Annotated in this window: 26 protein-coding genes; 12 read left to right on the top strand and 14 right to left on the bottom strand. The window is 46.6% G+C overall.

From position 1 onward, the window contains the following. Positions 1-26: 26 nt before the first annotated feature. The 4 genes from cysE to K6Q96_RS00755 form a co-directional block, all read right to left on the bottom strand. Positions 27-872, bottom strand: a complete 846-nt coding sequence (cysE, locus tag K6Q96_RS00770; protein ID WP_251879545.1) for a serine O-acetyltransferase — start codon at positions 870-872, stop codon at positions 27-29. Between the two features lie 229 nt (positions 873-1,101). Next, the gene (gene gpsA, locus K6Q96_RS00765) at positions 1,102-2,118 is read right to left on the bottom strand and encodes an NAD(P)H-dependent glycerol-3-phosphate dehydrogenase (RefSeq protein ID WP_251877091.1); all 1,017 of its coding nucleotides are present in this window, start codon (positions 2,116-2,118) and stop codon (positions 1,102-1,104) included. Between the two features lie 21 nt (positions 2,119-2,139). After that, complete coding sequence (gene secB / locus K6Q96_RS00760; protein ID WP_002535289.1) at positions 2,140-2,613, bottom strand: protein-export chaperone SecB; 474 nt, start codon at positions 2,611-2,613, stop codon at positions 2,140-2,142. A 100-nt stretch (positions 2,614-2,713) separates the two neighbouring features. Beyond that, the gene (locus K6Q96_RS00755; RefSeq protein ID WP_251877089.1) at positions 2,714-3,154 is read right to left on the bottom strand and encodes a rhodanese-like domain-containing protein; all 441 of its coding nucleotides are present in this window, start codon (positions 3,152-3,154) and stop codon (positions 2,714-2,716) included. 447 nt (positions 3,155-3,601) lie between these two features. Between K6Q96_RS00755 and gpmM the strand changes: the two genes are divergently transcribed. The 3 genes from gpmM to K6Q96_RS00740 all read left to right on the top strand — a co-directional run bounded on the left by gpmM (position 3,602) and on the right by K6Q96_RS00740 (position 7,249). Continuing rightward, positions 3,602-5,140, top strand: a complete 1,539-nt coding sequence (gene gpmM, locus K6Q96_RS00750) for a 2,3-bisphosphoglycerate-independent phosphoglycerate mutase (RefSeq protein WP_251877087.1) — start codon at positions 3,602-3,604, stop codon at positions 5,138-5,140. Positions 5,141-5,329: 189 nt separating this feature from the next. Next, complete coding sequence (locus K6Q96_RS00745; RefSeq protein ID WP_251879544.1) at positions 5,330-6,514, top strand: peptidoglycan DD-metalloendopeptidase family protein; 1,185 nt, start codon at positions 5,330-5,332, stop codon at positions 6,512-6,514. An 18-nt stretch (positions 6,515-6,532) separates the two neighbouring features. Beyond that, positions 6,533-7,249, top strand: coding sequence for a divergent polysaccharide deacetylase family protein (locus K6Q96_RS00740; RefSeq protein ID WP_251877085.1), 717 nt, complete (start codon positions 6,533-6,535; stop codon positions 7,247-7,249). A 27-nt stretch (positions 7,250-7,276) separates the two neighbouring features. Here K6Q96_RS00740 and tdh read toward each other — a convergent pair whose 3' ends face one another. From tdh to K6Q96_RS00725, 3 genes are all read right to left on the bottom strand, one after another. Continuing rightward, positions 7,277-8,335 carry an L-threonine 3-dehydrogenase gene (gene tdh / locus K6Q96_RS00735; protein ID WP_251877083.1) on the bottom strand — a complete coding sequence of 353 codons (1,059 nt, stop codon included), beginning with the start codon at positions 8,333-8,335 and terminating at the stop codon, positions 7,277-7,279. 6 nt (positions 8,336-8,341) lie between these two features. Further along, a complete protein-coding gene (locus tag K6Q96_RS00730) occupies positions 8,342-9,538 on the bottom strand; it encodes a glycine C-acetyltransferase (protein ID WP_251877081.1) in 1,197 nt (398 codons plus the stop codon). Positions 9,539-9,715: 177 nt separating this feature from the next. Continuing rightward, a complete protein-coding gene (locus K6Q96_RS00725) occupies positions 9,716-10,378 on the bottom strand; it encodes a TetR/AcrR family transcriptional regulator (RefSeq protein WP_251877079.1) in 663 nt (220 codons plus the stop codon). 107 nt (positions 10,379-10,485) lie between these two features. Between K6Q96_RS00725 and rfaD the strand changes: the two genes are divergently transcribed. From rfaD to K6Q96_RS00710, 3 genes are all read left to right on the top strand, one after another. Then, positions 10,486-11,430, top strand: a complete 945-nt coding sequence (rfaD, locus tag K6Q96_RS00720) for an ADP-glyceromanno-heptose 6-epimerase (RefSeq protein WP_251877077.1) — start codon at positions 10,486-10,488, stop codon at positions 11,428-11,430. Between the two features lie 74 nt (positions 11,431-11,504). After that, entirely contained in the window at positions 11,505-12,446 is a 942-nt protein-coding gene (lpxM, locus tag K6Q96_RS00715) for a lauroyl-Kdo(2)-lipid IV(A) myristoyltransferase (protein WP_251877075.1), read from the top strand. A 116-nt stretch (positions 12,447-12,562) separates the two neighbouring features. Beyond that, positions 12,563-13,525, top strand: a complete 963-nt coding sequence (locus K6Q96_RS00710; RefSeq protein ID WP_251877073.1) for a WaaS/CpsH family glycosyltransferase — start codon at positions 12,563-12,565, stop codon at positions 13,523-13,525. A 58-nt stretch (positions 13,526-13,583) separates the two neighbouring features. Here the strand turns inward: K6Q96_RS00710 and K6Q96_RS00705 are convergent, their stop codons facing one another. From K6Q96_RS00705 to K6Q96_RS00695, 3 genes are read right to left on the bottom strand one after another with little or no spacing between them, the layout of a single operon-like run. Continuing rightward, positions 13,584-14,414, bottom strand: coding sequence for a glycosyltransferase (locus K6Q96_RS00705; RefSeq protein ID WP_251877071.1), 831 nt, complete (start codon positions 14,412-14,414; stop codon positions 13,584-13,586). Between the two features lie 2 nt (positions 14,415-14,416). Further along, on the bottom strand, positions 14,417-15,640 hold the full coding sequence (locus K6Q96_RS00700; protein WP_251877069.1) for an O-antigen ligase family protein: 1,224 nt from the start codon (positions 15,638-15,640) through the stop codon (positions 14,417-14,419). A 2-nt stretch (positions 15,641-15,642) separates the two neighbouring features. Then, complete coding sequence (locus K6Q96_RS00695; protein ID WP_251877067.1) at positions 15,643-16,704, bottom strand: glycosyltransferase family 4 protein; 1,062 nt, start codon at positions 16,702-16,704, stop codon at positions 15,643-15,645. Positions 16,705-16,900: 196 nt separating this feature from the next. Between K6Q96_RS00695 and waaF the strand changes: the two genes are divergently transcribed. From waaF to waaA, 3 genes are all read left to right on the top strand, one after another. Next, a complete protein-coding gene (gene waaF, locus K6Q96_RS00690) occupies positions 16,901-17,950 on the top strand; it encodes a lipopolysaccharide heptosyltransferase II (RefSeq protein WP_251877065.1) in 1,050 nt (349 codons plus the stop codon). 436 nt (positions 17,951-18,386) lie between these two features. Continuing rightward, complete coding sequence (locus K6Q96_RS00685; protein WP_251877063.1) at positions 18,387-19,274, top strand: hypothetical protein; 888 nt, start codon at positions 18,387-18,389, stop codon at positions 19,272-19,274. Between the two features lie 158 nt (positions 19,275-19,432). After that, positions 19,433-20,695 carry a lipid IV(A) 3-deoxy-D-manno-octulosonic acid transferase gene (gene waaA, locus K6Q96_RS00680; protein ID WP_251879542.1) on the top strand — a complete coding sequence of 421 codons (1,263 nt, stop codon included), beginning with the start codon at positions 19,433-19,435 and terminating at the stop codon, positions 20,693-20,695. On the opposite strand, the gene K6Q96_RS00675 is transcribed toward waaA, so the two are convergent. Then, positions 20,692-21,393 (bottom strand): 3-deoxy-D-manno-octulosonic acid kinase, encoded by a 702-nt coding sequence (locus K6Q96_RS00675; protein ID WP_251877062.1) that lies wholly within the window; start codon positions 21,391-21,393, stop codon positions 20,692-20,694. The genes waaA and K6Q96_RS00675 overlap by 4 nt on opposite strands. Before the next feature lie 98 nt (positions 21,394-21,491). Here K6Q96_RS00675 and K6Q96_RS00670 point away from each other — a divergent pair, with 98 nt between their 5' ends. Next, the gene (locus K6Q96_RS00670; protein ID WP_251877060.1) at positions 21,492-22,547 is read left to right on the top strand and encodes a glycosyltransferase family 9 protein; all 1,056 of its coding nucleotides are present in this window, start codon (positions 21,492-21,494) and stop codon (positions 22,545-22,547) included. Continuing rightward, positions 22,544-23,326: a glycosyltransferase family 2 protein gene (locus tag K6Q96_RS00665; RefSeq protein ID WP_251877058.1), complete on the top strand. Its 783-nt coding sequence runs from the start codon at positions 22,544-22,546 to the stop codon at positions 23,324-23,326. The genes K6Q96_RS00670 and K6Q96_RS00665 overlap by 4 nt, the downstream gene beginning before the upstream one ends. Here K6Q96_RS00665 and K6Q96_RS00660 read toward each other — a convergent pair. Further along, positions 23,319-24,356 carry a glycosyltransferase family 9 protein gene (locus K6Q96_RS00660; protein ID WP_251877056.1) on the bottom strand — a complete coding sequence of 346 codons (1,038 nt, stop codon included), beginning with the start codon at positions 24,354-24,356 and terminating at the stop codon, positions 23,319-23,321. The two genes, K6Q96_RS00665 and K6Q96_RS00660, sit on opposite strands and share 8 nt — an antisense overlap. 184 nt (positions 24,357-24,540) lie before the next feature. On the opposite strand from K6Q96_RS00660, the gene coaD reads away from it, so the two are divergent. Then, positions 24,541-25,035: a pantetheine-phosphate adenylyltransferase gene (coaD, locus tag K6Q96_RS00655; RefSeq protein ID WP_062709702.1), complete on the top strand. Its 495-nt coding sequence runs from the start codon at positions 24,541-24,543 to the stop codon at positions 25,033-25,035. Between the two features lie 30 nt (positions 25,036-25,065). Here coaD and mutM read toward each other — a convergent pair whose 3' ends face one another. Together mutM and K6Q96_RS00645 are read right to left on the bottom strand one after the other, a co-directional pair. Further along, positions 25,066-25,875 (bottom strand): bifunctional DNA-formamidopyrimidine glycosylase/DNA-(apurinic or apyrimidinic site) lyase, encoded by an 810-nt coding sequence (gene mutM / locus K6Q96_RS00650; RefSeq protein WP_251877053.1) that lies wholly within the window; start codon positions 25,873-25,875, stop codon positions 25,066-25,068. Positions 25,876-25,879: 4 nt separating this feature from the next. Then, positions 25,880-26,386: a hypothetical protein gene (locus tag K6Q96_RS00645; protein WP_251877051.1), complete on the bottom strand. Its 507-nt coding sequence runs from the start codon at positions 26,384-26,386 to the stop codon at positions 25,880-25,882. Positions 26,387-26,665 lie beyond the last annotated feature (279 nt).

The following is a 26,665-nucleotide window of genomic DNA, read 5'->3' as shown; positions in this document are numbered from 1 at the left end:
TGCTCTAAGCCCGATAGTGCTTAAGCTTAAATTCCATCACCCTCAACGAAACTCTGTCCGCACCTAAACTTCTGATCCATATCTAAAGAAGGCTTATCACTACTTGGTGCCCCAACAATCTTGGCAGGTACACCGGCTGCCGTGGTATGCGGTGGCACATGGATAAGCACCACTGAGCATGCTGCCACTTTGGCTCCCTCGCCCACTTCAATGTTGCCAAGGATTTTTGCCCCAGCACCAATCATCACACCTGTACGGATTTTCGGGTGACGGTCGCCAGACTCTTTACCTGTACCGCCTAAGGTAACGTCCTGAAGGATGGAAACATCGTCTTCGATCACAGCCGTCTCACCGACAACGATACCCGTCGCATGGTCAAACATGATACCGCGGCCAATGCGCGCTGCCGGGTGAACATCCACTTGGCACGCCACAGAAATCTGGTTTTGTAGGTACACAGCTAATTCACGGCGGCCTTGATGCCACAGCCAGTTAGCCACGCGAAACCCTTGCAGTGCATGAAAGCCTTTTAGGTAAAGCAACGGCGTAGAATAAAGCTCAACCGCAGGGTCGCGCTCTACCGTCGCACAAATATCGCAGGCTGCTGATTCAACAATACGCTTGTCACCGGCATATGCCTCTTCGATGACCTCACGCACAGCCATTGCAGGCATGCTAGGCGTGGCGAGCTTGTTGGCAAGAATATAGCTCAGCGCACCGCCGAGTGAGTCATGCTTAATGATGGTGGCGTGGAAGAAACTCGCGAGCATAGGTTCACGCTCCGAGTGCTCTTTTGCCTCAAGCTTGATGGCCTTCCAGACTTTTTCCTGCTGGCATTTTTTATCGCGGCCTTCACCGCACATCCTTTGCATCTTTTTACCCATATCTGCTGTCATAACATTGCTTTGCGTTTCTGCGTCACCTCTTTCTCCGTGAGGTATTTCGGCGAAACATTGACCTAAGTGTGACATAGAACGTCAAACAACCCAACACTACCAATCAGTCTGTCAGCTCGGTTGGCCTTCTCCTTGCTGTTTGTCGCAAAAATAAAAACGCGAGACCTTAGCCCCGCGTTTTCTTAGACCCGACTGAGCGGAAGAATCATTCAGAGGTGCGTTGACGTGCTAACAAATCCTGTGCTGCCTGTCGGGCATCTTTGCCTTCATACAGCACCTGGAAAATCTGCTCAACAATCGGCATTTCAACGCCAGTGCGCTTTGCCAGCGCACGAACTTCTTTGGTATTACGGTAGCCTTCGACCACCTGACCAATTTCATCCTGCGCTTCATCAACGCCTTTACCTTGACCCAGTGCCAGACCAAAACGGCGGTTACGTGATTGGTTGTCGGTACAGGTCAGTACCAGATCGCCCAACCCCGCCATACCCATGAAAGTCTCGCGCTCTGCCCCCAGCGCCACACCAAGGCGTGTCAGCTCAGCCAAACCACGGGTAATAAGTGCTGTGCGGGCGTTGGCACCAAAGCCAATGCCGTCAGACATCCCCGCGCCAATCGCAATGACGTTTTTCACCGCGCCACCAAGCTGCATACCAATAAAGTCGCTGTTGGCGTAAACGCGGAAAGAGCGCGCACAATGCACTTTTTCCTGAAGCTCAGCCAAAAACTCTGAATTTGGCGAGGCAACGGAAATGGCGGTAGGCAAGCCTGCCGCTAGCTCTTTGGCAAACGTTGGGCCAGACAACACCGCCAGCGGTATATTCTCACCCAATTGCTCGCGCGCAACGTCTTGCAACAGGCGACCAGTTTCTGGCTCAAGGCCTTTGGTCGCCCAGCAAATACGCTGGTCATCACGAAGGAAAGGTTTTACCTGTGCCAGCACCACGCCAAACACATGGCTTGGCACCACCACCAGAATGTCCTGACTGGCCTGAATCGCTTCTTCAAGATCGGCGCTCAGGATCAGTGAGTCGGGAAATGCGACACCCGGCAGAAACGCTTCGTTTGAGCGATCAATTTCGAGCTGCGCCATATGCTCAGGCTCATGCCCCCACAACACCACATTGGCGCCATTCCGAGCCAGTGAGATTGCGAGAGACGTACCGTAAGAGCCTGCGCCCAGAACGGTCATTGCCACATTGGCGTTGGCGATATCTGTCATGTGTCGACCTTAAAATTACTATTACGCGTCAGCGCCGTCTTTTTCTTGCGCTTGTTGGCTTTGCAGGTAGTTCATGAACAGTGCGTCGAAGTTAACCGGCGCCAGGTTCAGCTGTGGGAAGGTACCTTTTACTACCAAGCTAGAAATCGTTTCACGCGCATATGGGAATAGAATGTTCGGGCAGAACGCACCCAGACAGTGTGCCAATTGAGGGGCTTCCATACCGTCTACAGAGAAGATACCACCTTGTTGAACTTCACACAGGAATGCGTTCTCGTCGCCGTTCTTCACGGTGACAGTCAAACGCAAAACCACTTCGTAAACACCTTCACCCAGCTCACGGCTTTGGGTGTCCAGGTCCAGGTTTACATCTGGGTTCCACTCTTGCTGAAACACTTCTGGAGAGTTAGGCGCTTCGAAAGAAACATCTTTCAGGAAGATGCGTTGAATCGCGAAGTTCTGTTGCGCTTGTGGGTTGGTTGCTGCTTCAGCCATAGTGATAAATCCTTGTTATTTAAACAAATGCTTTCACGCATTTTAAAACGATTCAGGCAGCTCACTGAGCTGCCTTCAGAATAGTGAACCTGTTGCGTGGTTACTTTTTCTTCTTGCTGCGGATCAGTGGCAGATTCGCCTCATTCCACGAGATCAGGCCATCTTTCAGAACGTTCACGTTCTCGAAACCTGCTTTTGCCAGAGCATTGGCACTCTCGATTGCTGTTTGACCAGTCTTACACACCAAGATAATTGGGTCAGACTTGTGTTTTTCAATCTCAGCGGCATTGTTCGCTTTGATGTCTTTCGCCAAAACGTGAAGTGCGCCCGCAATATGGCCCGCGCGATACTCATCGCGGCTACGAACGTCAACAAACACACCCTTTTCACGGTTAACCAGGATGGTTGCATCGCTTGGCGTGATGATTTTATAAAGTGCGGTTTTCTGTTTGATGACTGAAAAGATCAGCGCAACAACCAGACCCACCCACACTAGGGACAAGATCAAGTTAGCTTGTACAAATTCAATAAACTGCTGCATGGCTCGCTTCTACTAAGTGTCGGCACAAAAAATCGACCCCGAGTATAACCTTCAAACTGTGCAAATACAGCATGGGCTTGGATTTCCATGCCCCCGCTCACTGACAACAGGATCAAAAAGCTTGAAATCGATCACATTCGCCTCAATAACTACTAAATAGGGAGAACGCGATTTTTGGCCGTTTTTCGGCTAATTCGATTGTTCTCCGACACTAGCTAACCGACTGATCTGTTTACTTACTACAAAATTTTATTCCGCTGGCTTCATTCTCGAGACCTGCTCAAAAAGGTAAGACACGGCGTCAAGCCAGTGAAATAGGGGCTTATCTCTCTCCATTACAGTTTTTGTTGAAGATTTAGCGAAAAAGTTTGCCTACTGCTTAACCAATAAAATGTAGTAAAGTTACGCTAATTCACGAATATGAAATCGACATAAAGAGGACACCGTATGTCTGCTAAGAAGCCTTTGGCACTCGTTATTCTGGACGGATGGGGTTACCGCGAAGACAACAGCGACAACGCAGTTGCAAACGCGAATACACCTGTTCTTGATGGCTTGATGGCGGGCACCAGCACCCTGATCTCTGCATCAGGCATGGATGTTGGTTTGCCAGACGGTCAAATGGGTAACTCAGAAGTAGGCCACACCAACATTGGTGCAGGCCGCATCGTTTACCAGGACCTGACTAAAATCACCAAAGCTATCCAAGATGGTGAGTTTTTCGATAACCCTGTACTGACCGGTGCTATCGACAAAGCAGCGAAAGCAGGCAAAGCAGTTCACATCATGGGCCTAATGTCTCCAGGCGGCGTTCACAGCCATGAAGACCATATTGCAGCGGCAGTTGAAATGGCGGTTCAGCGTGGTGCTGAAGAAGTTTACCTGCACTGCTTCCTGGACGGTCGTGACACCCCACCTCGCAGCGCGAAAGCATCTCTGGAGCGTTTCGATGCCTTGTTCGCGAAACTGGGTAAAGGCCGCACGGCATCTATCGTAGGTCGTTACTACGCCATGGACCGTGACAACAACTGGGACCGCGTAGAAAAAGCTTACGACCTGATGGTTGAAGCAAAAGGCGCGTTCACTTACGGCTCTGCAGTAGAAGCACTGGAAGCGGCTTACGCACGTGACGAAAACGATGAATTTGTTCAAGCATCTGAAATCCGCACTGAAGGCCAGCCTGTAGCGTCTTTCAACGACGGCGACGCAGTGATCTTCATGAACTTCCGTGCTGACCGCGCGCGTCAAATCACCCGCGCATTCATGCCTGGTTTTGACGGCTTCGCCCGTAACAAGGTTGCTGAGCTGGCAGAATTCGTGATGCTGACGGAATACGCGGCAGACATCGACACCGCATGTGCTTACCCTTCAGAAAACCTGGTTAACACCCTGGGTGAGTGGCTGTCTAAGCAAGGTAAGACCCAACTGCGTATTTCTGAAACCGAAAAATATGCGCACGTGACCTTCTTCTTTAATGGCGGTGTTGAGTCCGTATTCGAAGGCGAAGACCGTGCTCTGGTTGCCTCTCCGAAAGTCGCAACTTACGACCTGCAGCCAGAAATGAGCTCTGAAGAGCTGACTGACAAGCTGGTTGAAGCGATCAAGAGCGGTAAGTTTGACCAAATCATCTGTAACTACCCGAACTGTGACATGGTTGGCCACACTGGCGTTTACGATGCAGCAGTTAAAGCCGTTGAAGCTATCGACCACTGCATTGGCCGTGTTGTTGAAGCAATCAAAGAAGTTGATGGTCAATTGCTGATCACTGCTGACCACGGTAACGCAGAAATGATGGTTGACCCAACAACCGGTGGTATCCACACTGCGCACACTAACCTGCCAGTACCACTGATTTATGCGGGCAGCAAAGACATCGACCTGATTGACGGCGGTAAACTGTCTGACTTGGCTCCAACGATGCTGGCACTGACCGGTGTTGAAGCGCCAGCTGACATGACCGGTAAACCACTGTTCGTTGCTAAGTAATTAGCCACACTTTTCAGTGATGAAAAGCGCGCTCTTCGGAGCGCGTTTTTTTATGCAATTCTGACAGCTCACTTCCTGATTTTCTCTTAAAATAGAGGAAGTAAACTTCACCGATTTTATTCTCGAACTTGCGATGCTGAGACAGGCAGAGTAATGCCAACTCCAGATCGGCTTGATATACTGCCTGCCATGAAGGGAAGAACGTTGCGCCATTTAAAATTGTTGCGCGCCAGTGCCATAAGCGCTGGCGTTTTGTTGTGCCTGATGACCAGCCCAGCTTCTCTCGCCAGTGACGAGCAGCTTTCTGGCATGAAAAGTGAAATCTCCCGTCAGGAACAGCAGCTCAATTCCAAATCGAAAAAACTCAACGCGCTGCAATCCAATCTCAAATCCCAAGAGCAGTCCATCGCCGCTATCGCAACACAGATGCGTAATGCCAATGCTGATTTAAGCGTTATCGAAAAAGATATCGCCACACTAAACCGTGAAAGCCAACGTCTTGAACAGCTCAAGCTGGGCCAGATGGAGCTTTTGAAAGAGCTCTTAAACAGCCAGTACCGACAAGGCCAACACAGCCAACTGAATGCGCTATTAAGTGGTGAGGACTCCGCGGACATGGATCGCATGACGGTGTATGCAGAGAAACTCTCCAAAGCTCGCACGGATGCTATCAACGAACTCGCTGCTACCGATACCGAGCTGCAGCTAAAACGCCGCGCCCTGCAACAACAAACCGAAAAACAGAAGACACTGATTGCTTCGCTTGCCGCTGATAAAGCTAAGCTGGAGAAAGAGCAGCAGGCTCAGAAGAAAACAGCAGGCGCTATCCGCCGCGAAATAAACAGTGACAAGGGCTACCTCGCAGAGCTTCGTAACAACGAGAAGCGTCTGAAAGTAGAACTTGAACGTGCCGCTGAACAAGCTCGCATTGCCGCCGAGCAAGCCCGCATTGCCGCTGAACAAGTCAAAGTCCAAATGGATGGCCTCGGTAAGTACAAAGGTAAGATGCAGTGGCCAGTAAAAGGGAAAATTCTACACCGCTATGGTACGGCACAAACTGGACAACTACGCTGGAACGGCATGGTCATCGCCGCCAAAGAAGGCAGTGAAGTCAAAGCTGCACATGATGGTACTGTGGTGCTTTCAAACTGGCTACGCGGTTATGGCTTGATGGTGGTGGTCGACCACGGCAAAGGGGACATGAGCTTCTACGGCTACAATCAGGCTTTGCTGCGCAATGTAGGCGATACCGTCAAAGCCGGTGACCCTATAGCCCTTGTCGGCAACAGTGGCGGTCAGGATGCCTCGGCACTCTATTTTGAAATACGGCGCAAAGGTAACGCCACCAACCCCAGCCCCTGGCTGACACGGTAAAGGCCCTGTAGGTTTCAGATGCAAAGGATTGTTGCTGTTACCACCTTACTCCTTCTCTTTCTGGCTGTGCCCGTCGCAGCCAAACCTAAAATCGCCTTTATTATCGATGACCTTGGCTACGAAATGATGCCAAGAGAGATTGCCGCCCTACCGCCGCAAATCAGTGTCTCTATCATCCCCTTCACCGAGTTCGACACGGCAGTTGCGCTGACGGCCCTGAGCCAACAACGCGAGGTCTTGCTTCATCTTCCGATGCAAAGCCCCGATGGCACGCCGCAAGAGCCTAATTCACTGACACTTGCCATGAGTAAAAAGGAAATGCAAGGCTCGGTCAAAGAAGCGCTGTATCGCGTTCCGCAGGTAGTGGCAGTGAATAACCATATGGGTAGCCTGCTGACCCAACATAAGACACCTATGCATTGGATCATGGAGCTTCTTGAAGAGCGTGAAATTGGCTTTATCGACAGCCGTACCACGCCAAAAACCGTCGCCCAGCGTATTGCCCGCGAACATGGTCTCGCCACCAATCGCCGTCATGTGTTTCTTGACCATTTCCCCAATGAAGCCTTCATCGAAAACCAGCTCAAACTTGCCGTACAACAAGCCAAACGCCGCGGTGTTGCTGTGGTGATAGCCCATCCTTTTCCTGTAACGCTGAAAACCTTACAAGCGCAACTTCCTGAGCTTCAAAAAGAAGTGGAGCTGGTGCCCATCTCGCTGGCACTCAGGCAATAAAAAACCCGCCAGAGCGGGTTTTAAAATTCAAGCAACAAACGATGATGACTTTGTCCAATCGAGGATAACTTTACCCGACTGCCCAGAGCGCATCACGTCAAAGCCTTTCTGGAAATCATCCACACTGTAGTGGTGCGTGATGATTGGGTTTAAATCCAGACCAGATTGGATCAGGCTTGCCATCTTGTACCAGGTTTCAAACATTTCGCGGCCATAGATCCCTTTAATCACCAGACCTTTGAAGATCACCTGATTCCAGTCGATGCCCATGTCTGACGGCGGAATACCCAGCAGCGCAATGCGACCACCGTGGTTCATGGTTTGAAGCATGCCGTTGAACGCTGAAGGATTACCGGACATCTCAAGGCCCACATCGAAGCCTTCGCGCATGCCCAGCTCTGACATCACGTCTTCCAGTTTTTCTTCTGCCACACTCACCGCGCGGGTCACACCCATCTTACGTGCCAGCTCCAAACGGTATTCGTTCACGTCGGTGATCACCACATGACGGGCGCCCACGTGCTTCGCGACGGCTGCCGCCATGATGCCGATAGGACCAGCACCTGTGATCAGGACATCTTCACCAACAAGATCAAAAGACAGCGCAGTGTGAACCGCGTTGCCGAATGGGTCGAAGATAGAAGCTAAATCGTCTGAAATGTCTTCCGGGATTTTGAATGCATTAAATGCAGGGATCACCAGATACTCGGCAAACGCGCCTTCGCGGTTTACACCCACACCAATGGTGTTGCGGCAAAGATGCGTACGGCCAGCACGGCAATTACGACAGTGGCCACAAGTGATATGGCCTTCACCCGATACGCGATCGCCAATAGCGAAACCACGCACTTCCTGGCCGATGCCAACCACTTCGCCCACGTACTCATGCCCAACAACCATAGGCACAGGAATGGTCTTTTGTGACCATTCATCCCAGTTGTAGATATGCACGTCGGTACCACAAATCGCGGTTTTACGAATTTTGATCAGTAGATCGTTGTGGCCCAGCTCTGGCAACTCGGTCTCTGTCATCCAGATCCCTGGTTCTGCTTTCAGTTTTGCCAGCGCTTTCATTTTGTTCGTCATCGTTGCTTATCCAATCAGACCCATGTCTTTGCCGACTTTGATAAAGGCGTCGATTGCCTTGTCCAGTTGTTCACGGCTGTGTGCCGCTGACATTTGCGTGCGAATACGCGCCTGACCTTTCGGTACTACAGGGAAGGAGAAACCTACCACGTAGATACCTTCTTTCATCATGCGCTCTGCAAATTCGCCCGCTACTTTTGCATCACCCAGCATCACAGGAATGATGGCGTGGTCCGCACCTGCCAGCCTAAAGCCCGCTTCGCTCATACGGGTACGGAAGTGGTTGGCGTTGTCCCACAGTTTGTCACGCAGATCGCCGCTTTCTGCCAGCAGATCAATCACACGGATAGACGCTGAAACAATCGCTGGTGCCAGTGAGTTCGAGAACAGGTAAGGGCGTGAGCGCTGACGCAGCCAGTCAATCACTTCTTTCTTGCCTGACGTGTAACCGCCTGACGCGCCGCCCATGGCTTTACCCAAGGTGCCGGTGATGATGTCGATACGGTCAATCACGTCATGGTATTCGTGGGTACCACGACCGTTTGCGCCCATAAAGCCCACGGCATGAGAGTCATCCACCATCACCAGTGCACCGTATTTCTCTGCCAGATCGCAGATAGCAGGCAGGTTTGCGACTACACCGTCCATCGAGAACACACCGTCTGTCACGATCAGTGTATTGCGAGCACCTTTTTCTTTCGCCGCAATCAGCTGTTGCTCCAGCTCTTCCATGTTGTTGTTGGCATAGCGGAAGCGCATCGCTTTACACAAACGTACTCCGTCGATGATAGAAGCGTGGTTCAGCGCATCGGAAATGATCGCATCTTCTGCACCCAAAATGGTTTCAAACAGGCCCGCGTTGGCATCGAAGCAAGAAGAGTAGAGGATGGTGTCTTCCATACCGAGGAAGGCGGAAAGCTTTTCTTCCAATACCTTGTGCGAGTCTTGAGTGCCGCAGATAAAGCGCACCGACGCCATGCCGAAGCCGTGCTCATCCATTCCTGCTTTTGCCGCTTCAATCAGCGCAGGGTGGTTAGCCAGACCCAGATAGTTGTTGGCACAGAAGTTCAGCACTTCGTCACCGGACGTTACTGAGATGTTCGCCTTTTGGGCTGACGTGATCACACGTTCATCTTTGTACAGGCCTTCAGCTTTTACTTCTTCAAGCTGCTGGCGGATTTGCTGGTAAAAAGCGGCAGTCATCGCTTACTCCATCGATGGAAACAGGAACAGGTTGATATCAATATGATTATTGCATCACTGAAAGCTAAAGTATCTAAATAACACCCAGCTTACAGTATGACATATTAGAAAGAGTGTAGATGATAGAGTTCTGGGGAAGGTCGCGTCTATTGAATTAGTACATCTTATTGTGTTCGATCACGCTGAGTCGGAAGCCGCCTTGGTGCTTTCCATCTGTTCGCGGTAGTGCCCTATCAAACCTGATACTACTGCTCTGCCTTTTTCAGTTGTCATCGGAGACACCATGTTGAGGATTTGCAGCACGCCCTGATAAATCACCACTGGCGTCACCTTCGCCTGTGGTGACTGCGCGCTTTGATAGAATATCCAACTCGACGCGACAAGTTTCAGCGTGCTGCACAGCGATTGCAGCGCTTCATCGTCCATATCCAGCCATCCCGTTTCACGAAAGCGGCTCAGCATAGCAAAGAGATTGGCTTTCAATGCCTGCTGCGCTTCCAGGTATTTATTCTGAAGCTCAGCATCGCGACTTAGGATATCGGGCAGATTGGCGTAGAAGAAACGATATCTCCACATCAGTTGGAAGGTGGCATCGAGGTATGCAAGCAGCCGCTGTTCGTCAGATTCCGCTGGGACTTCCGGCTGGAAACCTGTCGAAAGATCGAGCGCGTATTGATCGAAAATACTGTGTATAATCTCTTCCTTATTACGGAAGTGGTAATACAAGTTTCCCGGGCTGATCCCCAGATCGGCAGCAATATGGTTAGTGGTGACGTTTGGCTCACCCTGCTCGTTGAAGAGCGCCAGCGCTGAATGAATAATGCGATCACGGGTTTTCATGGTTAAACTGCTATCCTCAAGCCCAGAAAGGGAAATATTACCATAGCCTCACTGAATTACTGGTGGGGTCTTCTCATAATTCAGGTCAACAGAATTTAGGTAAAGATATGATTATAGTGACTGGCGGCGCCGGCATGATCGGCAGCAATCTGGTTAAAGCGCTGAACGAGCAAGGTTACAACGATATTCTGGTAGTTGATAACCTGAAAGACGGTACCAAATTCGTCAATCTGGTTGACCTGGATATTGCTGATTACATGGACAAAGAAGACTTCATCGCGCAAATCATGGCGGGTGACGATTTCGGCCCTATCGAAGCGGTATTCCACGAAGGTGCGTGCTCTGCAACCACTGAGTGGGACGGCAAGTACATGATGCTCAACAACTATGAGTATTCAAAAGAGTTGCTGCATTACTGTCTCGAACGCGAAATTCCATTCCTGTACGCTTCATCGGCTGCAACTTACGGCGGCCGCGACCACGACTTCATCGAAGAGCCACAATACGAAGGCGCACTGAACGTTTACGGTTATTCCAAGCAGCTGTTCGACAACTACGTTCGTCGCATTTGGGCAGACGCTGAAGCGCACGGTGAGACACTGTCTCAAGTCACCGGTTTCCGTTACTTCAACGTATACGGCCCACGTGAGAACCACAAAGGCAGCATGGCGTCTGTGGCTTTCCACCTGAATAACCAAATCAAAGACGGCCAAAACCCGAAACTGTTCGAAGGCAGCGACACCTTCAAGCGTGATTTCGTATATGTCGGTGACGTGTGCAAAATGAACATCTGGTTCTGGCAAAACAGTCAATCAGGCATCTTCAACTGTGGTACCGGTCGCGCAGAACCCTTCCGTGCGGTCGCTGAAGCCGTTATCAAGCACCATGGTCAAGGCGAAGTGGAGGAAATCCCATTCCCAGACCATCTGAAAGGCCGCTACCAGGCTTACACTCAGGCAGATCTCACCAAAGTTCGCGCAGCGGGTTATCCAGACGAGTTTAAAACCGTTGCGGAAGGTGTTGCCGAGTATATGGCGATTTTGAATAAGTAATTAGCTGAAAACGGGTAGAATAACGACGTCACCCGTTTTTTCTTCCTAAGTTCGATTTCTGTAGTTCCGACTCTATGAGCCAAGATCCGAAAAACAGTTCTTACCTTCCAAAGTTTGAATGGGCGTTTCTTCACCCACGCTATTGGGGTACCTGGCTGGGTATTTTATTTGCTGCCATCATGGCCTTTGTACCATTCAGACTTCGCGACAAATTCGCCGAATTTCTCGCCAAACGAATGGTAAGAATGAACAACCGCGCCAAAAAGCGTGCAGTGATCAACCTTCAGCAATGTTTCCCAGAAAAAACCGACGAGGAACGTTCCGCCATTTTAGAGCAAAGCTATATTAATGCGGGATGCGTTCTCTTGGGCTTCGCCACCATTATGATGCGCAGCAAGCATTACTTGGAAAAGCGTACTTTGTTCCGCAATGAGGAAATCCTGACAGAACTCGTCGAGAACGGTGAAAAAGTCATTTTGCTGGTGCCTCACAGTTGGGCGATTGACTACCCAGCGGTGCAGCTTGCTTCACGTGGTTTGCCTGTCGCAGCTATGGTGAAAAAGCAAAAGAACAAAGTGGCTGACTGGTTGATGAACGTCCAGCGTTTGAAATACGGTGGTCGCACTCACGAGCGTGCAGATGGCATTAAGCCCTTTATTAAGTCCGTGCGTGAGGGCTACCTTGGCTACTATCTGCCGGATGAGGATCATGGCCCTGACTATAGTGTATTCGTGCCTTTCTTTGCCGCGCAGAAAGCAACATTGTCTGGTTTAGGCAAGCTTGCGACATTGAGCCGCGCGAAAATCGTTCCACTGATGCCTGTATATAACCGTGAGACCGGAAACTTTGAAGTGATTGTGCAGCCGCCTCTGGCTCCCTTCCCATCAGGTAGCGAAGAAATGGATGCGCGCATGATGAACGAACGCATTGAACAGTTTTTGGAAACCGACCCTGGCCAGTATATGTGGATTATGAATTTGCTGAGATCTAGGCCAGATGGTAGTGAATTATATTAATTATCTTTCGCTCAACCAGATAATTAAGTCGTATAATCGCCCATCTTTTATTATAGCCCTGTTTACACAAGGGCTTAATAATAGTTCTTCATGATTGCATAAATCGGATACAAAAAATGACTAGCATTCTTCTAATTGCGGATAATCGAACCAATTTAATCGACCCGCTACTACATGAATTAGAGAGGAAAAAAATAGAAACCACGTATATAGATGCTAGTTCACTCATTCCACTAAAAAAATATCCAACTATTTTTCACCGAATCAAAGCAAAAATGGTTGACGAACTTATTTTCAAGAGAAAGCGAAACTGGGGTCTTGAATCTTTCATAAAAGGACACTGTAAAAAAAAATATGACCATATAGTAATTTTAATCCCAGCAATGCTAACTGAGACTGCATTTACTAACTTAAAATCCCTATATAATAACAAGTTTACTTGCATCTTTTGGGACTCATTAAACAAGTCTCCAGCGGGGAAAATAGCTTTAAGATTCTGTACAGATTTTTATAGCTTTGATATGGATGACTGTAAAATTAATGGAATTAATCATCTTCCCACGTATATTGACGCAAAAGATGCTAAGGTTAACCTTTCTGACAACCCGAGGGAGAGTCACTATTTCGGTGTTTTTGGCATTGAGTCACTGAAAGATAAACGTTTGACCAAAATACAAGAGTTCGCCAATAAGAACCCTCACTTAAAAGGTGAAATTTATTTAATTTCAAGGAAGATTGACGAAAGGCTCTATAAGATTAACAATACTAGTTTTATTCAAAGAAACACCAATCTTGTTGGCGACGAGCTAGAGAAAAGCATATTGAACTCACATTGCTTACTTGACATAGTTGATGAAAGACAAGTTGGGCTATCACCGAGAATAGGAACTGCTTTTCAATTCAAAAGAAAACTTATTACTAACAACTCTTCTGTAGCCGTTGAATCTTGGTTTGAAAATAATGTAAAGCTGATAACCCCAGATGACTTTTTTGTACCAATAGCGTTTATAGAAAAGGATTTCCGTAACGTGGAAAACCCATACAGCGTATCAAATTGGATAGACCAAATCCTTTCTTAATATTGCATTACACCTTTGGTTTAATTTAACACGCTAAAAATCCATTAAAGATAAAGGATTAACTCATTTCATCCAAGCCTGAAGCAGCCCTGAACAACCCTTTTTGCTTCCGATCTCTCATTAACTCTAGTTTTTCGTCATAGTCTTTAAATACGCGATTCCTTTTCTCATGATATAAATGAAAAACATTTGCAAAATTTTTAACTGATTTAAGCTTCATACCATAAATCAAAAACCGCCACTCTATATCAGTATCATCTCCAATAGCCGTTTCTCCGTAGGACTCATCAAACCCATTGATAGATATAATATCATCTTTATAACAAGAAAAATTACACCCAAGGATACTTGTTGAGCGACTAAGCTTACTAATAATAAACCTATCTACTATTCCACCTACCGGAAAAGAAAAACCGCTTTCAGCGTGCCCCTCTTTGCCATCAAGAAAAATTGGGAAAAAATGCTTCAGATAGTTTCTTGAAACATCTTCAGATGAGATTTTTCCGTCCCTAATCCCTTGAGAATATCTTGGCCCCAGATTAACACGACGCCCTGACAAAACAATGCCTTCTGAAGCTGAAAGCACATGTGCCTCGATAAAGTTATGGTATGGGATACAATCACCATCAATGAAAATCAAATACTCTCCCTTTGCAGCTTTTACTGCTCTATTCTGAGAGCGCATTTTTCTAATACCTTTATCTTCTTGACTTAAATGCGTTATTTCCAAATCATCGTACTTATTTAGAATGCTATAAATTCCATCACCACAAGCATCCTCTGCAACAATTACTTCAAAATCTTTATAAGTCTGGACTAATAGTTGCTCTAATATAATATCAAGTGCTTCATAGTCTTTATAAACTGCAATGATTAAACTTACTTTCACGACTAAGCCCTCTGGCGCAAATATCTAGATAAAATTATTGAAACTGCAAATGCAACAGTAAATGCAGAGTAATCTTGGAGCAAACTATAAAACGGCATCATCGAAAACAAGCCAACAAAATAGGAACTGACAATTATTGCTGAGTTACTCCCTCTAAACTTTCCAAACAAACAAAAAAGGAAAATACTAACTAATGAGAGCATTATAAAGACACTGTATACAACCCCGGACTTTATTGATAAGTCTAAGATTGCAGAATGAAAATCTGTTCCTCCCAAATAAGAGCCATCCAGTTTGAAGGAGGCCTGCAGTGCTGAAGGTAAGCTATCTAAAAAGGAAAAGTATTCGTTGGCCGTACTATGCATTCCCGAACCAAAGAAGAATTTCATCGGTGAATAGTCCAACACATGCCACAAATAAAGAAAACCGCCATGCCACATACTGATACGAGACATGTTTGAACCGTCAGTCTCGATGTTAGAAATTGATTGAATACGGTGAAAAAAGTAGGAAAGCGCATCTGGTTGAATAACAAGAAAACTAATAATCACTAAGGCTGTTAATAGAATTAATTTTGGCATCAAGCTTCTAAAATAGCATAAAGTCATGAAAAAAACTGTCATAAAAAATGCCAGCCAAGCACCTCTAGTTCCTGAAGCAATGACACTAACCGTTATAGTTGACAAAACTAAAGTCATGAAAAAAACATGTTTTCTTTCTCTACAGATATAGGTAATTGCAATACAATAACCTAGAAGAAGAGCATTAAGGTGCCGTGAGTAGTCCAGAAAACCTGTCACGCGTATGCTACCCCCTCCCACGCTTACATAATCATAAATACTCTTTGCAGCTGAAATAAAACAAAACAAAACGAAAACACCAAGTGCTTTGTCTAAATTGTCATCATCAACAAAAAATATACTTAAGACAGGAATTACTACGAGAAATGAATTCTTTATCAGAAATAGATAAAAATCATCTATGCTTTCGTGAAATAAAAAAGCCACTCCAGAAAAAAACAAATACACAACGAAAAAAGAGGTAAGAAAACCTCTATAAGCATTATATTTATGTCGAACCATATAGCCAATCAGCATAAACAAAGAAAAAGCTGATAGTAAATTCATGATAGCTTTAGATGTTGGAATCGAAGCTATGAAAAATAACATAATAGATAAAATAAAAAAACCTTCCAACTTTTTATTTCTAATTGAATTAACTTGCAAGATCATCCCTCTTTATATAAAACTTTCTTCCAAGACTGCACATGAACCAGAGAGGAGAAGTAGGTGGAGAGAATTTTTTCATTCTTATCCAAATCTACGCTATCTCGTTGTTTAAATGCACTCTCAACTTCTACAGCTAACATATCAGTATCACGATCTTTTGCCATGTAGAAACCTTCTAAGCCTAGATTTCTGAGCTCTGGAAAAACAGTATTATCATAAGTTATACAGCTCATCCCGTTCGATAAAGCTTCAAGAATTACATTCCCTAACCCTTCACCATGACTAGGGAATAAGAAAAAGCTATTCTGTTGGTAATAAGAACTCACTATTGAACGAAACCCTTCAAAGGACACTTCCACATGACATTTTTTTGCCAGTTCCATCATCTCTTCTTTTGTATCTTCACTTTCAACATGACCAACAAAAGTTAGTTTTTTATACTCTTGTGGTATTTTTGCTTTTCCCAGTGCTTGAATTGCATCAAATACACCTTTCCCCTCATCGACTCTTCCAACATGTAAAAATGTTCTTGGTGCTTGTTTATTTACAGTGAAAAAATCTTGCTCGAGAGAATTGTAGATTGTGTGTGTGTTATCAGGGCGCGACGGTAGAATCTTTAAAGCATTTTTTGACAAATGCTCACTAATACCAACAAAATCTGATACGCAACTATAAAATAAGCGGTGGATAGGGTCCTTTTTTGATGACGACTTGGTTGTTCCGTGTCGAACAATCACTCTACAGTTCTTGCCTAAGACAGAGAAAAATATAGATTTTATTTCAGATGCACCGAAAAAGACTAAGGTATCGATGTCTTCATCCTTTATCACTGAACGAAGCCCTTGAATCAAGGGTAAGCTCAGTTTTCTTTTGAAAGCAATGCTGACGAAAGGCACACCCTGCTCCCTCGCTACGTCCTCTAGGAAGGTGTCAGCGCGACAAACTAAAATCGCATCAATACCATATTTTCTAAACAGCTTAGTTTCTTTGACTGCATCTAACTCCATCCCTCCCTTAAAATGAGACAAGCACAAAACTGCAACTTTACCTTTGGACATCATTGGGGGGCCTTTTGTATGAATTTATTGCTCTGACTATCGCAATCTGCATCAAAAATGACCCAATTATATGCGCCTATCAACTCCTTCACAAACGGTTAGAACCTTTGAGATGCTTTTTGTTTCTAGGAAGAAGCCGTCAAGGTAAGTACAATAGTTCTTCGCCTAGCAATCCACAAAAACAGGTTAACTTATTGCCATGATCGCATCTCAAACAACCCACTCTCGATGGTTAATTATTGGCCCTTCTTGGGTTGGTGATATGGTAATGTCTCAAAGTTTATACAAAGAGATAAAACGAATCTTCCCTAACTCTGCTATAGATGTTCTAGCCCCAAGATGGTGCAAACCGATTCTTGAGAGAATGCCTGAGGTAAATCAAGCTATTGAGATGCCGATCGGTCATGGAGAGTTCAATCTCTCAGGCCGTTGGAAACTTGGCCGCAAGTTAAGGCCAGAGAGCTACACGCACTCAATAGTTTTGCCTAACTCAGCAAAATCTGCGCTGATACCGTTGTTTGCTGGCATCCCTGTTAGAACTGGCTGGAAAGGAGAGATGCGATATGGCCTCTTGAATGATTTAAGGCCAAACCGCAAAGTGTTCCAATATATGGCAGAAAGGTATGTCGCTTTGGCACACCCGAAACCAAGCATGCTAGATGATGTGCATTTGGATACGATCGCCAAGCCGTCGCTTACCATAGACACCGAAAACCAGGCTGATTGCCTTAAACGTTTTGGAATAGATCATGACAAACAAATCATCGGTCTCTGTCCTGGTGCTGAGTTTGGTCCAGCAAAACGATGGCCTGAAGAGCACTACGCGAAAATAGCAGAACAACTTATCTTGGAGGGTAAACAGGTTTGCTTGTTTGGAGGTCCGAAAGATAGGGTAGTGGCAAGTAATATAACAAACTGTTTACCAGAGGAACTACAGAAATTCTGTTTCAATGTTGCTGGAGAGACATCATTAAATGATGCTGTGGATATGTTGGCGGCATGTGAAACTGTATTTTCGAATGATTCAGGCCTCATGCATGTTGCCGCTGCTGTCAACGTCAATATCGTTGCTATTTACGGCTCAAGCTCTCCGCTCTATACTCCCCCCCTGTCAGAAAAAGTCGCAATTGTGAATACTGACATTGATTGTAGACCTTGTTTTAAAAGAGAGTGCCCTCTAGGACACCTAGCATGCTTAAACAAATTATCACCAGTAAGAGTCATTGAAGCCTACAATTCCCTTAAATAGACTTTGAGCAAGACTTTTCCATCGTCTAAAAATACATACTTGATATGTAGATATCCAGATCAAGCTCAGTGATGCACATCCCTTAAATGTATATATAACTGAGCTTACAACACCTATCAGTATAATAATCAATGAGAGCTTTTAATTTTTCGGACATTTACTCCCTTCTACTATTGATTGTATAAACATATTAAACCTCGTTCCTAATTTACTATCCAGATCTCAGTCTGACACTTTGAATCTTTACTTCTAACATACTTATACCCTAAAAGTTCAGTATAATAATTTCGTGATTTTTGCTCACAATTACCTAGCATGGTTCTCAAAGATCTCTTCGCTAGAAATACACAAGCACTGCTCTATATCAATGTAGTGCCAATACTCAGTAGTCACTCCGCTAATCCTATATCAATAATTAAAGTAAACGGATTTATTTATGATCTTAACCCTTTTAACATTCGGTGATCGATTGGAAAACCATTACCAAGCGTCGTTTGCCATTCTTTCTTTTTTGAAAACCCCACTTATAGAAAAAATTTGCGTTGTTACCGACAGACCCCAATACTACAACTACTTCGGAAGTTATGTTGATATCATTGAAATCAATAAAGAAATAATGGATGAGTGGCGAGGAGAGCATGACTTCTTCTGGCGTATAAAAATGAAGGGAGTCGAAGCTGCAATTTTGAAAAACCCCAACCAAAATATTATGTATATAGATTCAGATACATTTTATGTCCATAATTTAGAGCAAATAGTGACAGGACTCAATAATGGTTACTCCTATATGCATGAAAAAGAGGGAACATTATCAAATAGTTCTAGTAGTACTTTTTTAAAAATGTGGAAATCACTTAAGGGAAAAACTTTCTCAGGTATAACAATCACTGACCAGTCCGAAATGTGGAATGCTGGTGTTATCGCTATCAGTGCTCAAAAAGCCCGCGACACTATTTCACTGGCAATTTCAATCTGTGATGAGATCTGCGCTACTAACTGTACACGTCGACTCGTAGAGCAGTTTGCTTTTTCTATTGCTTTAAAGTCAGTGGGCAATCTAAGCTCAGCAGAAACTCAAATTGGCCACTATTGGGGTAACAAAGAGCAATGGAACGCAAAAATCACTGACTTTTTTATGCACTCCCTGCTAACTGACTCAAATCTGGAAAACGACATTATCCGAATCAAAGAGTTACAGCTTGATAACTTACCAACGGTTTACAAAGAAAAGAGTATCAAACGGAAGGTTCACAACTTGTTAGACAAATTGCTACCCCCAAAAGAGGTAAGGCACTTTTGCAAGCAAGGCGCAAAGAGAGATTGAGTACGATACCGATAAGCACCTCTCCTCAAAGTGAACATTCTTTATGTCAGTTTTCTATAGACAGACATACCTCAAACAACGATAGTTTTTGATAAAGGGTTCTCTCTAAGGAGAGCCCTTTGTACACTAGCCTTTCAACTTCCGAAAAAGGCCCAACCGTGCGCTTTCTCTATACTTTTTTATTGCTTATTGCCGCTCCATTTCTGCTTTTTGGCCTTTACCGCGCCAAAGACGGGAAACCCAGGGTCGGCAAACGCTGGGTTGAGCACTTTGGCTACACGCCCGCCATAAAAGGGAAAAATCCCATCTGGATCCATGCTGTCTCAGTTGGTGAGGTTATTGCCGCTAAGCCTGTCATTCAAGCACTTCAAAAGCGCTACCCCGATGAAGCAATTCTTGTGACCACCACCACAGCCACAGGAGCAGAAATTGCGGCGAAGATAGAGGGTATAGAGCACAGATACATGCCAATTGATTTTGGCTTTGCCGTAAAAAGATTCTTAAAACGTACCCATCCTAAAGTCATGCTCATTATGGAAACTGAGCTCTGGCCCAACACATTAGTCGCGGTTAAAAAGGCGGGCATTCCAGTTGTCGTGATGAATGCGCGCTTATCCGAAAGTTCGAAGCGTGGATATCAACGCGTTAAACCGTTGTTCAATATACTCTCACTCAACATCGATCATATTCTCTGTCAGTTCGATGACGATGCTCGTCGTTTCATCGAACTTGGAGTCCGTGAGAAGAAAGTCTCGGTTTCTGGCTCTGTAAAGTTTGACTTGCCTGATTTCGATACGCAGGCACCTGCCGTGATTGATTTGAAAAATCAGCTAACCAACCGACCGGTTTGGATAGCCGCCAGCACCCACCCTGGGGAAGATAGCATCCTGTTAGACACCCACAAATCTGTGCTTGAAAGCCTACCAAACGCCCTGATGATTTTGGTTCCTCGACATCCCGAACGCTTTGGCAACGTGGCAAACTTAGTTTCCTCCAGCGGTTTTACTTTGGCGAGAAGAAGCGTTGGGCAGTCCATCATCCCCGAGACCCAGGTTTATCTTGGCGATACCATGGGTGAAATGATGAACCTCTTTGCAGCAAGCGATGTGACCTTTATGGCAGGGAGTCTTGTTGGCGATAAAGTTGGCGGGCATAACCTGCTAGAGCCGGCTTCGCTGTCCAAGCCGCTGGTAACTGGCCCAAGCTATTTCAACTTTCAAGTGATTGCCGAGCAGCTTATCGATGTCGGTGCGTGCACGGTAAGAGAGAGCCCAGTAGAGATAGCCGCTCAGATTGTCTCGCTGCTAAAAAACAATGAACAGAGTGAAAAAGCTGGCAAGGCTGCATTGTCAGTCATGGAGAAGAACAGAGGCGCCGTCTCGAAAACGCTCGACACTGTTAACCAGTGGATTGAAAGTTAATCGCCGTAGCCTTGAAGCAAAAACTGCCAGTCTGACTCCTGCCATTGGATTTGGCGTTTGCCCACTTCTTTACGAAAAGATCGCTGCAGACGGCTTAAATTTGCAGCTTTCCAGCCCTCTCCTGAGCGACGACCGCACTTATCAAAGTCAATAAGCCAAAAAGCGCCTTTGTCGTCGTGCAGGATATTGTGAATGTTCAGATCAGTGTGACAAACGCCTGCATCATGGAGCTTTCGAACCAGCTTTCCTATGTCGCGATACTTGTCTTCAGTGAGCGGTGAGGCACTCAGTAAATCAACCAAGTCTTTCGCCCCATCAATCTTTTCGACCAAAATATCGGCTTGATAAGTCAATCCGTCTTTAATCGCTCTTGCCGCCAACGGACGTGGCACGGGAATGCCCCGTTCACGCAAGTAATGGAGCAAGTTAAATTCTGCAGCAGAGCGGGTGCTTTCCCATCCGGTAAAGAAATAACTGTCGCTGACTAGCTTGCCAAATAGCCCACCGCGGCGATAGTGACGCAACGCTGCAGAAACGGTTTTCGTTTTCACAAACCAAGTGGTACCGCGGCCTGTGGCTGAACCGATCACCGCGCCTTTATCTTGCCAAAAAGCAATGTCGAAACTTTTCAATGCATCTTCTTGCAGCAAAGCCTCGTCGAACCAAACACGGATATTGTTATCAGCCAGCAATTCCACAGGCGCTCCCATTAATCGGCCTATTCTCATCGAAGGCATTTTACATTGCAGATCGGCAACTGCATAATTTCAGGCAAGATAACCACATAAGCAGCATCATGGCCCTTTTTTCCACCGCACCTCAGTCTCTTTGTATCCTTCGTCTTTCTGCGATTGGTGATGTATGCAACGCCGTGGCGGCCGTTCAGGCTATTCAAACACAATGGCCAAAAACCAAGATCACCTGGATAGCAGGCAAAGCAGAGGCCGCTTTGCTAACACCTCTTTTACCTAATGTCACTGTCATTGCTTTTGATAAGAAGCAAGGGTTCAAGGGCATGAAAGCGGTTTGGCAATCACTGAAAGGGCAAAAGTTTGATGCACTTCTGCACATGCAAAGCGCCATTCGTGCCAGCTTACTTTCCATCGGTATCAAAGCCAAATACCGACTAGGTTTTGATAAAGTAAGGGCTAGCGACCTTCAATCTTTTTTTACCAATATCAAAGTGACGTCACCACAGTCACCGCATGTACTAGATGGTTTTATGGCGTTCACTGAAACGCTGGGGCTCCAGCCCCAAACACCAACATGGTCTTTGCCCATTGCTAACGAGGACCTCACTTGGGCGAAAGATCAATTGAGCGGTAAACCTACTCTGGTAGTGGCACCTGCGGCCAGTAAGGCGTTCAAAAACTGGACCGCAGAAGGCTACGCTGCAGTTATTGCACATGCATTAAGTAAAGGTTTTGAGGTTATCCTTGCTGGTGGCCCCGGAAAAATTGAAGTTGAGTTGGGTCAAGCGATTGAACGCCAGCTATCGCAACCCGTGAAAAACCTCATTGGCAAAACCACCCTGCTCCAACTACTGGCACTGGAAAGACACGCTTCTTTGGTACTGGCACCCGACAGCGGTCCGGCTCACCTTGCCAATGCCGTCGGTACACCCGTGATTGGACTCTATGCTCATCACAATCCAGCACGGACGGGTCCTTATAACTGGCGGCACTATGTGGTCAGTGCTTATGCCGAAGCGATAAAAGCGGAGACGGGTAAAACTGTCGACGAAGTTTCCTGGCGCACCAGAGTGAAAGACGAGGACGCCATGCAACGCATTACGATTGAGTCGGTGATAGCTCGATTCGATGAAGTCACCGAGAAAGAGGAACTGCTATGAGCCAGGCTCAGCGCGCCACCATCAGCGCGATTATCATCACCAAAAACGAAGAGCAGATATTGCCTGAGTGCCTCGCCTCTCTGGATTGGGTAGACGAAATCATTGTTGTCGATTCTGGCAGCACAGATAACACAGTGGCCATTGCTGAAGCCGCAGGTGCTAAGGTCTATGTGAACGCAGAATGGCCTGGATTTGGTAAGCAAAAACAGCTCGCACAAAGCTATGCCACCAAAGATTGGGTACTGGCGATTGATGCGGACGAAGTGATCACTGACGAACTTAAAAGAAGTATTCTTGACGTACTTGCTAACCCTCCACAGAAAACGCTATTTATTCTTCGCCGCACAACGTGGGTCTTTGGCAGATTCCTCAAACACTCTGGCTGGTACGACAAAATTGTTCGCCTGTATCCTCGCGAGCTAACTGGCTACAACGACGCTCTGGTGCACGAGAAAATCGTTGAGCCAGAAGGTGTTACCAAGCAGACGCTTAATGGCGATATGTTGCATTACTCTTATCGGGATCTGCACCAGTATCTGGTGAAGTCTGCATTCTATGCCAAGTCATGGGCAGACGGACGCCAGGCTAGGGGAAAGAAAAGCAGTATCAGCCAAGGAATTCTTCATGCATTGGGGTGTTTTCTTAAGATGTATGTGGTGAAACGTGGTTTCTTGGATGGCAAGCAGGGTTTTTTAATTGCTGTGCTTTCAGCGCACTCCACTTTTGTAAAATACGCTGATTTATGGATCCGGGCTAACGACAGTCGCGCCGCTAAATAACGCGCCCCAGGAAATTCTTCACGTCTGGCAGAATGGCTTCGATTGCAACCTTAGACATGTCTGCCGCCTCTTCCTTGTCTTTCACTGCTGGCGGAGCAAACGCAATATGGCGCCCTTCACTGTTAATTGGCTTCCAGCGAAGTGGTGTGGCGCTGCGTTTAGCAGGGAAAAAGCCGATGGTTGGGACATCAACCGTCGCTGCAATGTGAAGAGGCCCGGTCGAGCCTGCAATAAATGCATTTGCACACGCGATGGATTGGGTGAAATCCTGCAAGCCGTCGTTCTTGTCATAAACAACAGCGTAAACCGACTTTTCCGCTAACAGGGATTGCAGTTCCGCAGCTTTCTTTTCTTCCCCTGGACCAGCGGTAAGCACCACTTCAATCTCTTTATCTGAGGCAATACCAACGACCAAATCTGTGTACTGTGTCAGTGATAGGTTGTTCGCTGAGCCGCCACTCCCTGCATGTACATAAAGCCAAGGTTTATCGGCGCTGAGGCCTAATGCCGCTGAGAGTTTTTGCTTTTGCGTTAACAGTGTTTCGTGCGAAAAAGACAGGTAAGGCGTACTAACTTCTTTCGCCTCCACGCCCAGCTTCGCGAGGAAAGCACGCACGAGATCGAGGTTGTATTCAAACTCAGGCTTAGCCGATTGTGAACGACGCTGCGTCACGCGGTGATTGTAGAGAAACTGGGAGATTTTCGTGGCTGGTGCTAATCGGAAAGGAATGCCAGCTCTCCAGACCAGCAAAGCGTTGTAGCTGTCTGAAAACAGACAAATTGAAGCATCAAACTGCTCGACTTTAATTTGGCTGCCAAGCTCTTTCTTATTCAGCTTATCCGCTTTCTTGCCACAATCTACCAGTACCTTGTCAATCGAAGGACAAAGCTCAGCTAACGCTTTGGTGTAGGACGGCACCAAAGCGGTAATTTCTGCGTCTGGCATAGATTGCTTCAACATGGCAAATGCCGGCCATGCCAGCATAAAGTCGCCAATTTTATCGTTTCTGATGACAAGGATTTTTTTCATTATCGCTACCTAACGCCAAGACTCCCTCGATCATACCTGATGAACGGCTTGTCGCTAAGCGTTGGATGGAAAGAAAAAGTGTCGGATCTGTTGGTATTTTCATCATCTTGGGTTGTAGTAGGGAATCAAATTCCACGAGTTTTTGATAGCATGTCGCCAGTTTAGAAAATTGCAGGATACGACTGTGAGCAAGAAAGCCATTACCCGTGTGATCTATCCGGGTACTTTTGATCCGATTACCAATGGCCACGTTGATTTGGTTGAGCGTGCGGCTTCGATGTTTGATGAAGTCGTCGTGGGTATCGCTGCCAGCCCAAGCAAAAAGCCCTTGTTTGACCTTGAAGAGCGTGTCCAATTGGCAAAAGCGGTAACCGAACATCTCGACAATGTCAGCGTGGTGGGTTTTTCAGGCCTTTTGGTGGACTTTGCCAAACAGTATCAGGCAAATATCCTTGTACGCGGACTTCGTGCAGTCTCCGATTTTGAGTATGAGTTCCAGTTGGCGAACATGAATCGCCGTTTGATGCCGGAACTTGAAAGCGTCTTTCTCACGCCTTCTGAAGAAAACTCGTTTATCTCTTCCACGCTGGTGAAAGAGGTAGCCCTTCATGGCGGTGACACCAGTGGTTTTGTTCATCCTAAAGTGCTCAAAGCATTGAAATCTCAACTGAAGAAATAACAACGATAAAGCCCGCTCAAGCGGGCTTAGTTATTTTTGGCACTCGGGACAAAACACCGTATTTCGCTGCCCAATCTTCACGCTCTCAAGCTCAGTGCCACACTCTGGGCACGGCTTACCTTGCCTGCCATACACCAACAACTCTTGCGCAAAGTAGCCAGGCTTGCCATCAGCTTGAGTGAAATCTTTCAGCGTCGTGCCACCTTGCTTGATGGCGGTTGCCAAAACATCTTTGATATCAGCCACCAGTGTATTAGCTTCATCAAGATTAAGCTGTCCCGCTGGACGCTGTGGGTTGATTCTAGAGGTGAACAGGGATTCATTGGCGTAGATGTTCCCCACCCCGACAACGACGGCGTTATCCATAATAAATTGCTTAATCGCCGTACGTTTCCCCTGCGCCTTTTCAAACAGATACTCACCGGTAAACGCGTCAGTGAGTGGCTCGGGACCGAGTTTTTCCAAAGCAGGGTGATCACCGCCCTTTTCCTGCCAAAGCCAGGCGCCAAATCGGCGTGGATCGTTGTAGCGAATCACTTTTCCATTGGAGAGGTGTAAATCGACATGATCGTGCTTATCAGGCGCTGTCGCCTGCGACAGTACACGTAAACTGCCTGACATTCCTAAATGCACCAGCGCATAGCCAATATCCGTCTCCAGTATCAAGTACTTTGCGCGGCGTTTCACTGCACGAATTGTCTGGCCTTCGATATCAAATAAGGTGTCCGGAACAGGCCAACGTAGTTTGGGCTGTCTGACTTCCAGTTTGGTGACGACCTGATCCGTCGCATGGGGCTGAATACCCATACGGCTCACTTCAACTTCCGGTAATTCTGGCATCCTGCTAATTCTGGTTGGCGAATGGGAACAGGTAGTTTGGATCAACTGAGACCGCAAGCCAACGGTTTTCCCAGTTTTGAATGAGCCAGAATTGAGGCAATTGATAATAGGTCAGACGTAAAGGCTCAACAGCTTCACCTCTATCCACCACCAAAGTCGCCGGATCACGAAGACCTGGTTTTAACTTGTTGTAGGTGTCCGTGTCGATTTCTGTGCCAGACAGGTTAATCCATCGGTTTGCCAATTCAGTGGCCGAGATAGAAAGCTTTCTATCTGTTTGCCAAGGCATTGCATTAGTGAGGGTAAATTTCGGAAAGCGCAGCGCTTTGACTTCCACATCGGATGGCATCAAAGCAATGATCCCATCAGGCAGTACCTGCTCAACCGGTTGTTCGGCCTCACTTTCTGCCAGTTGGCTTCTGAGGTAGGTTGGCAGGTTTATCAGTGTGATAAACGCCAGAATTCCTAGGATAAGGAAGTTATTGAATGTTCTGCGGGACGGTGTAGCCATCGCTCACTCTCAGTGTCATCAATCGTCACTCAAAGTGTATACCCAAACGACCTGAAGATGCTCGCATTCAGAGGTCATCAATACGTTCAATTCGAGGCAAATTCCGCGAGGAATAGTCATTCTATTTCCGTGGAGTTTAACGAAGAAGTGGGCGCATTGATGGCCTCCCTTCGGGCGAGTTGACTGACGCCGTGCTCTTTGTTGTTCCTTTTTGATGGAGATGACTACACCGACAAAGGAACGCCGCGATCACAACGCCAGTCAATCTCGCTGAATCAT

The sequence above is a fragment of the Grimontia kaedaensis genome (assembly GCF_023746615.1).
Classification (GTDB): domain Bacteria; phylum Pseudomonadota; class Gammaproteobacteria; order Enterobacterales; family Vibrionaceae; genus Enterovibrio; species Enterovibrio kaedaensis.
Note: the sequence above shows the minus strand (reverse complement) of the source record. Positions and strands in the feature narration are given on the sequence as shown.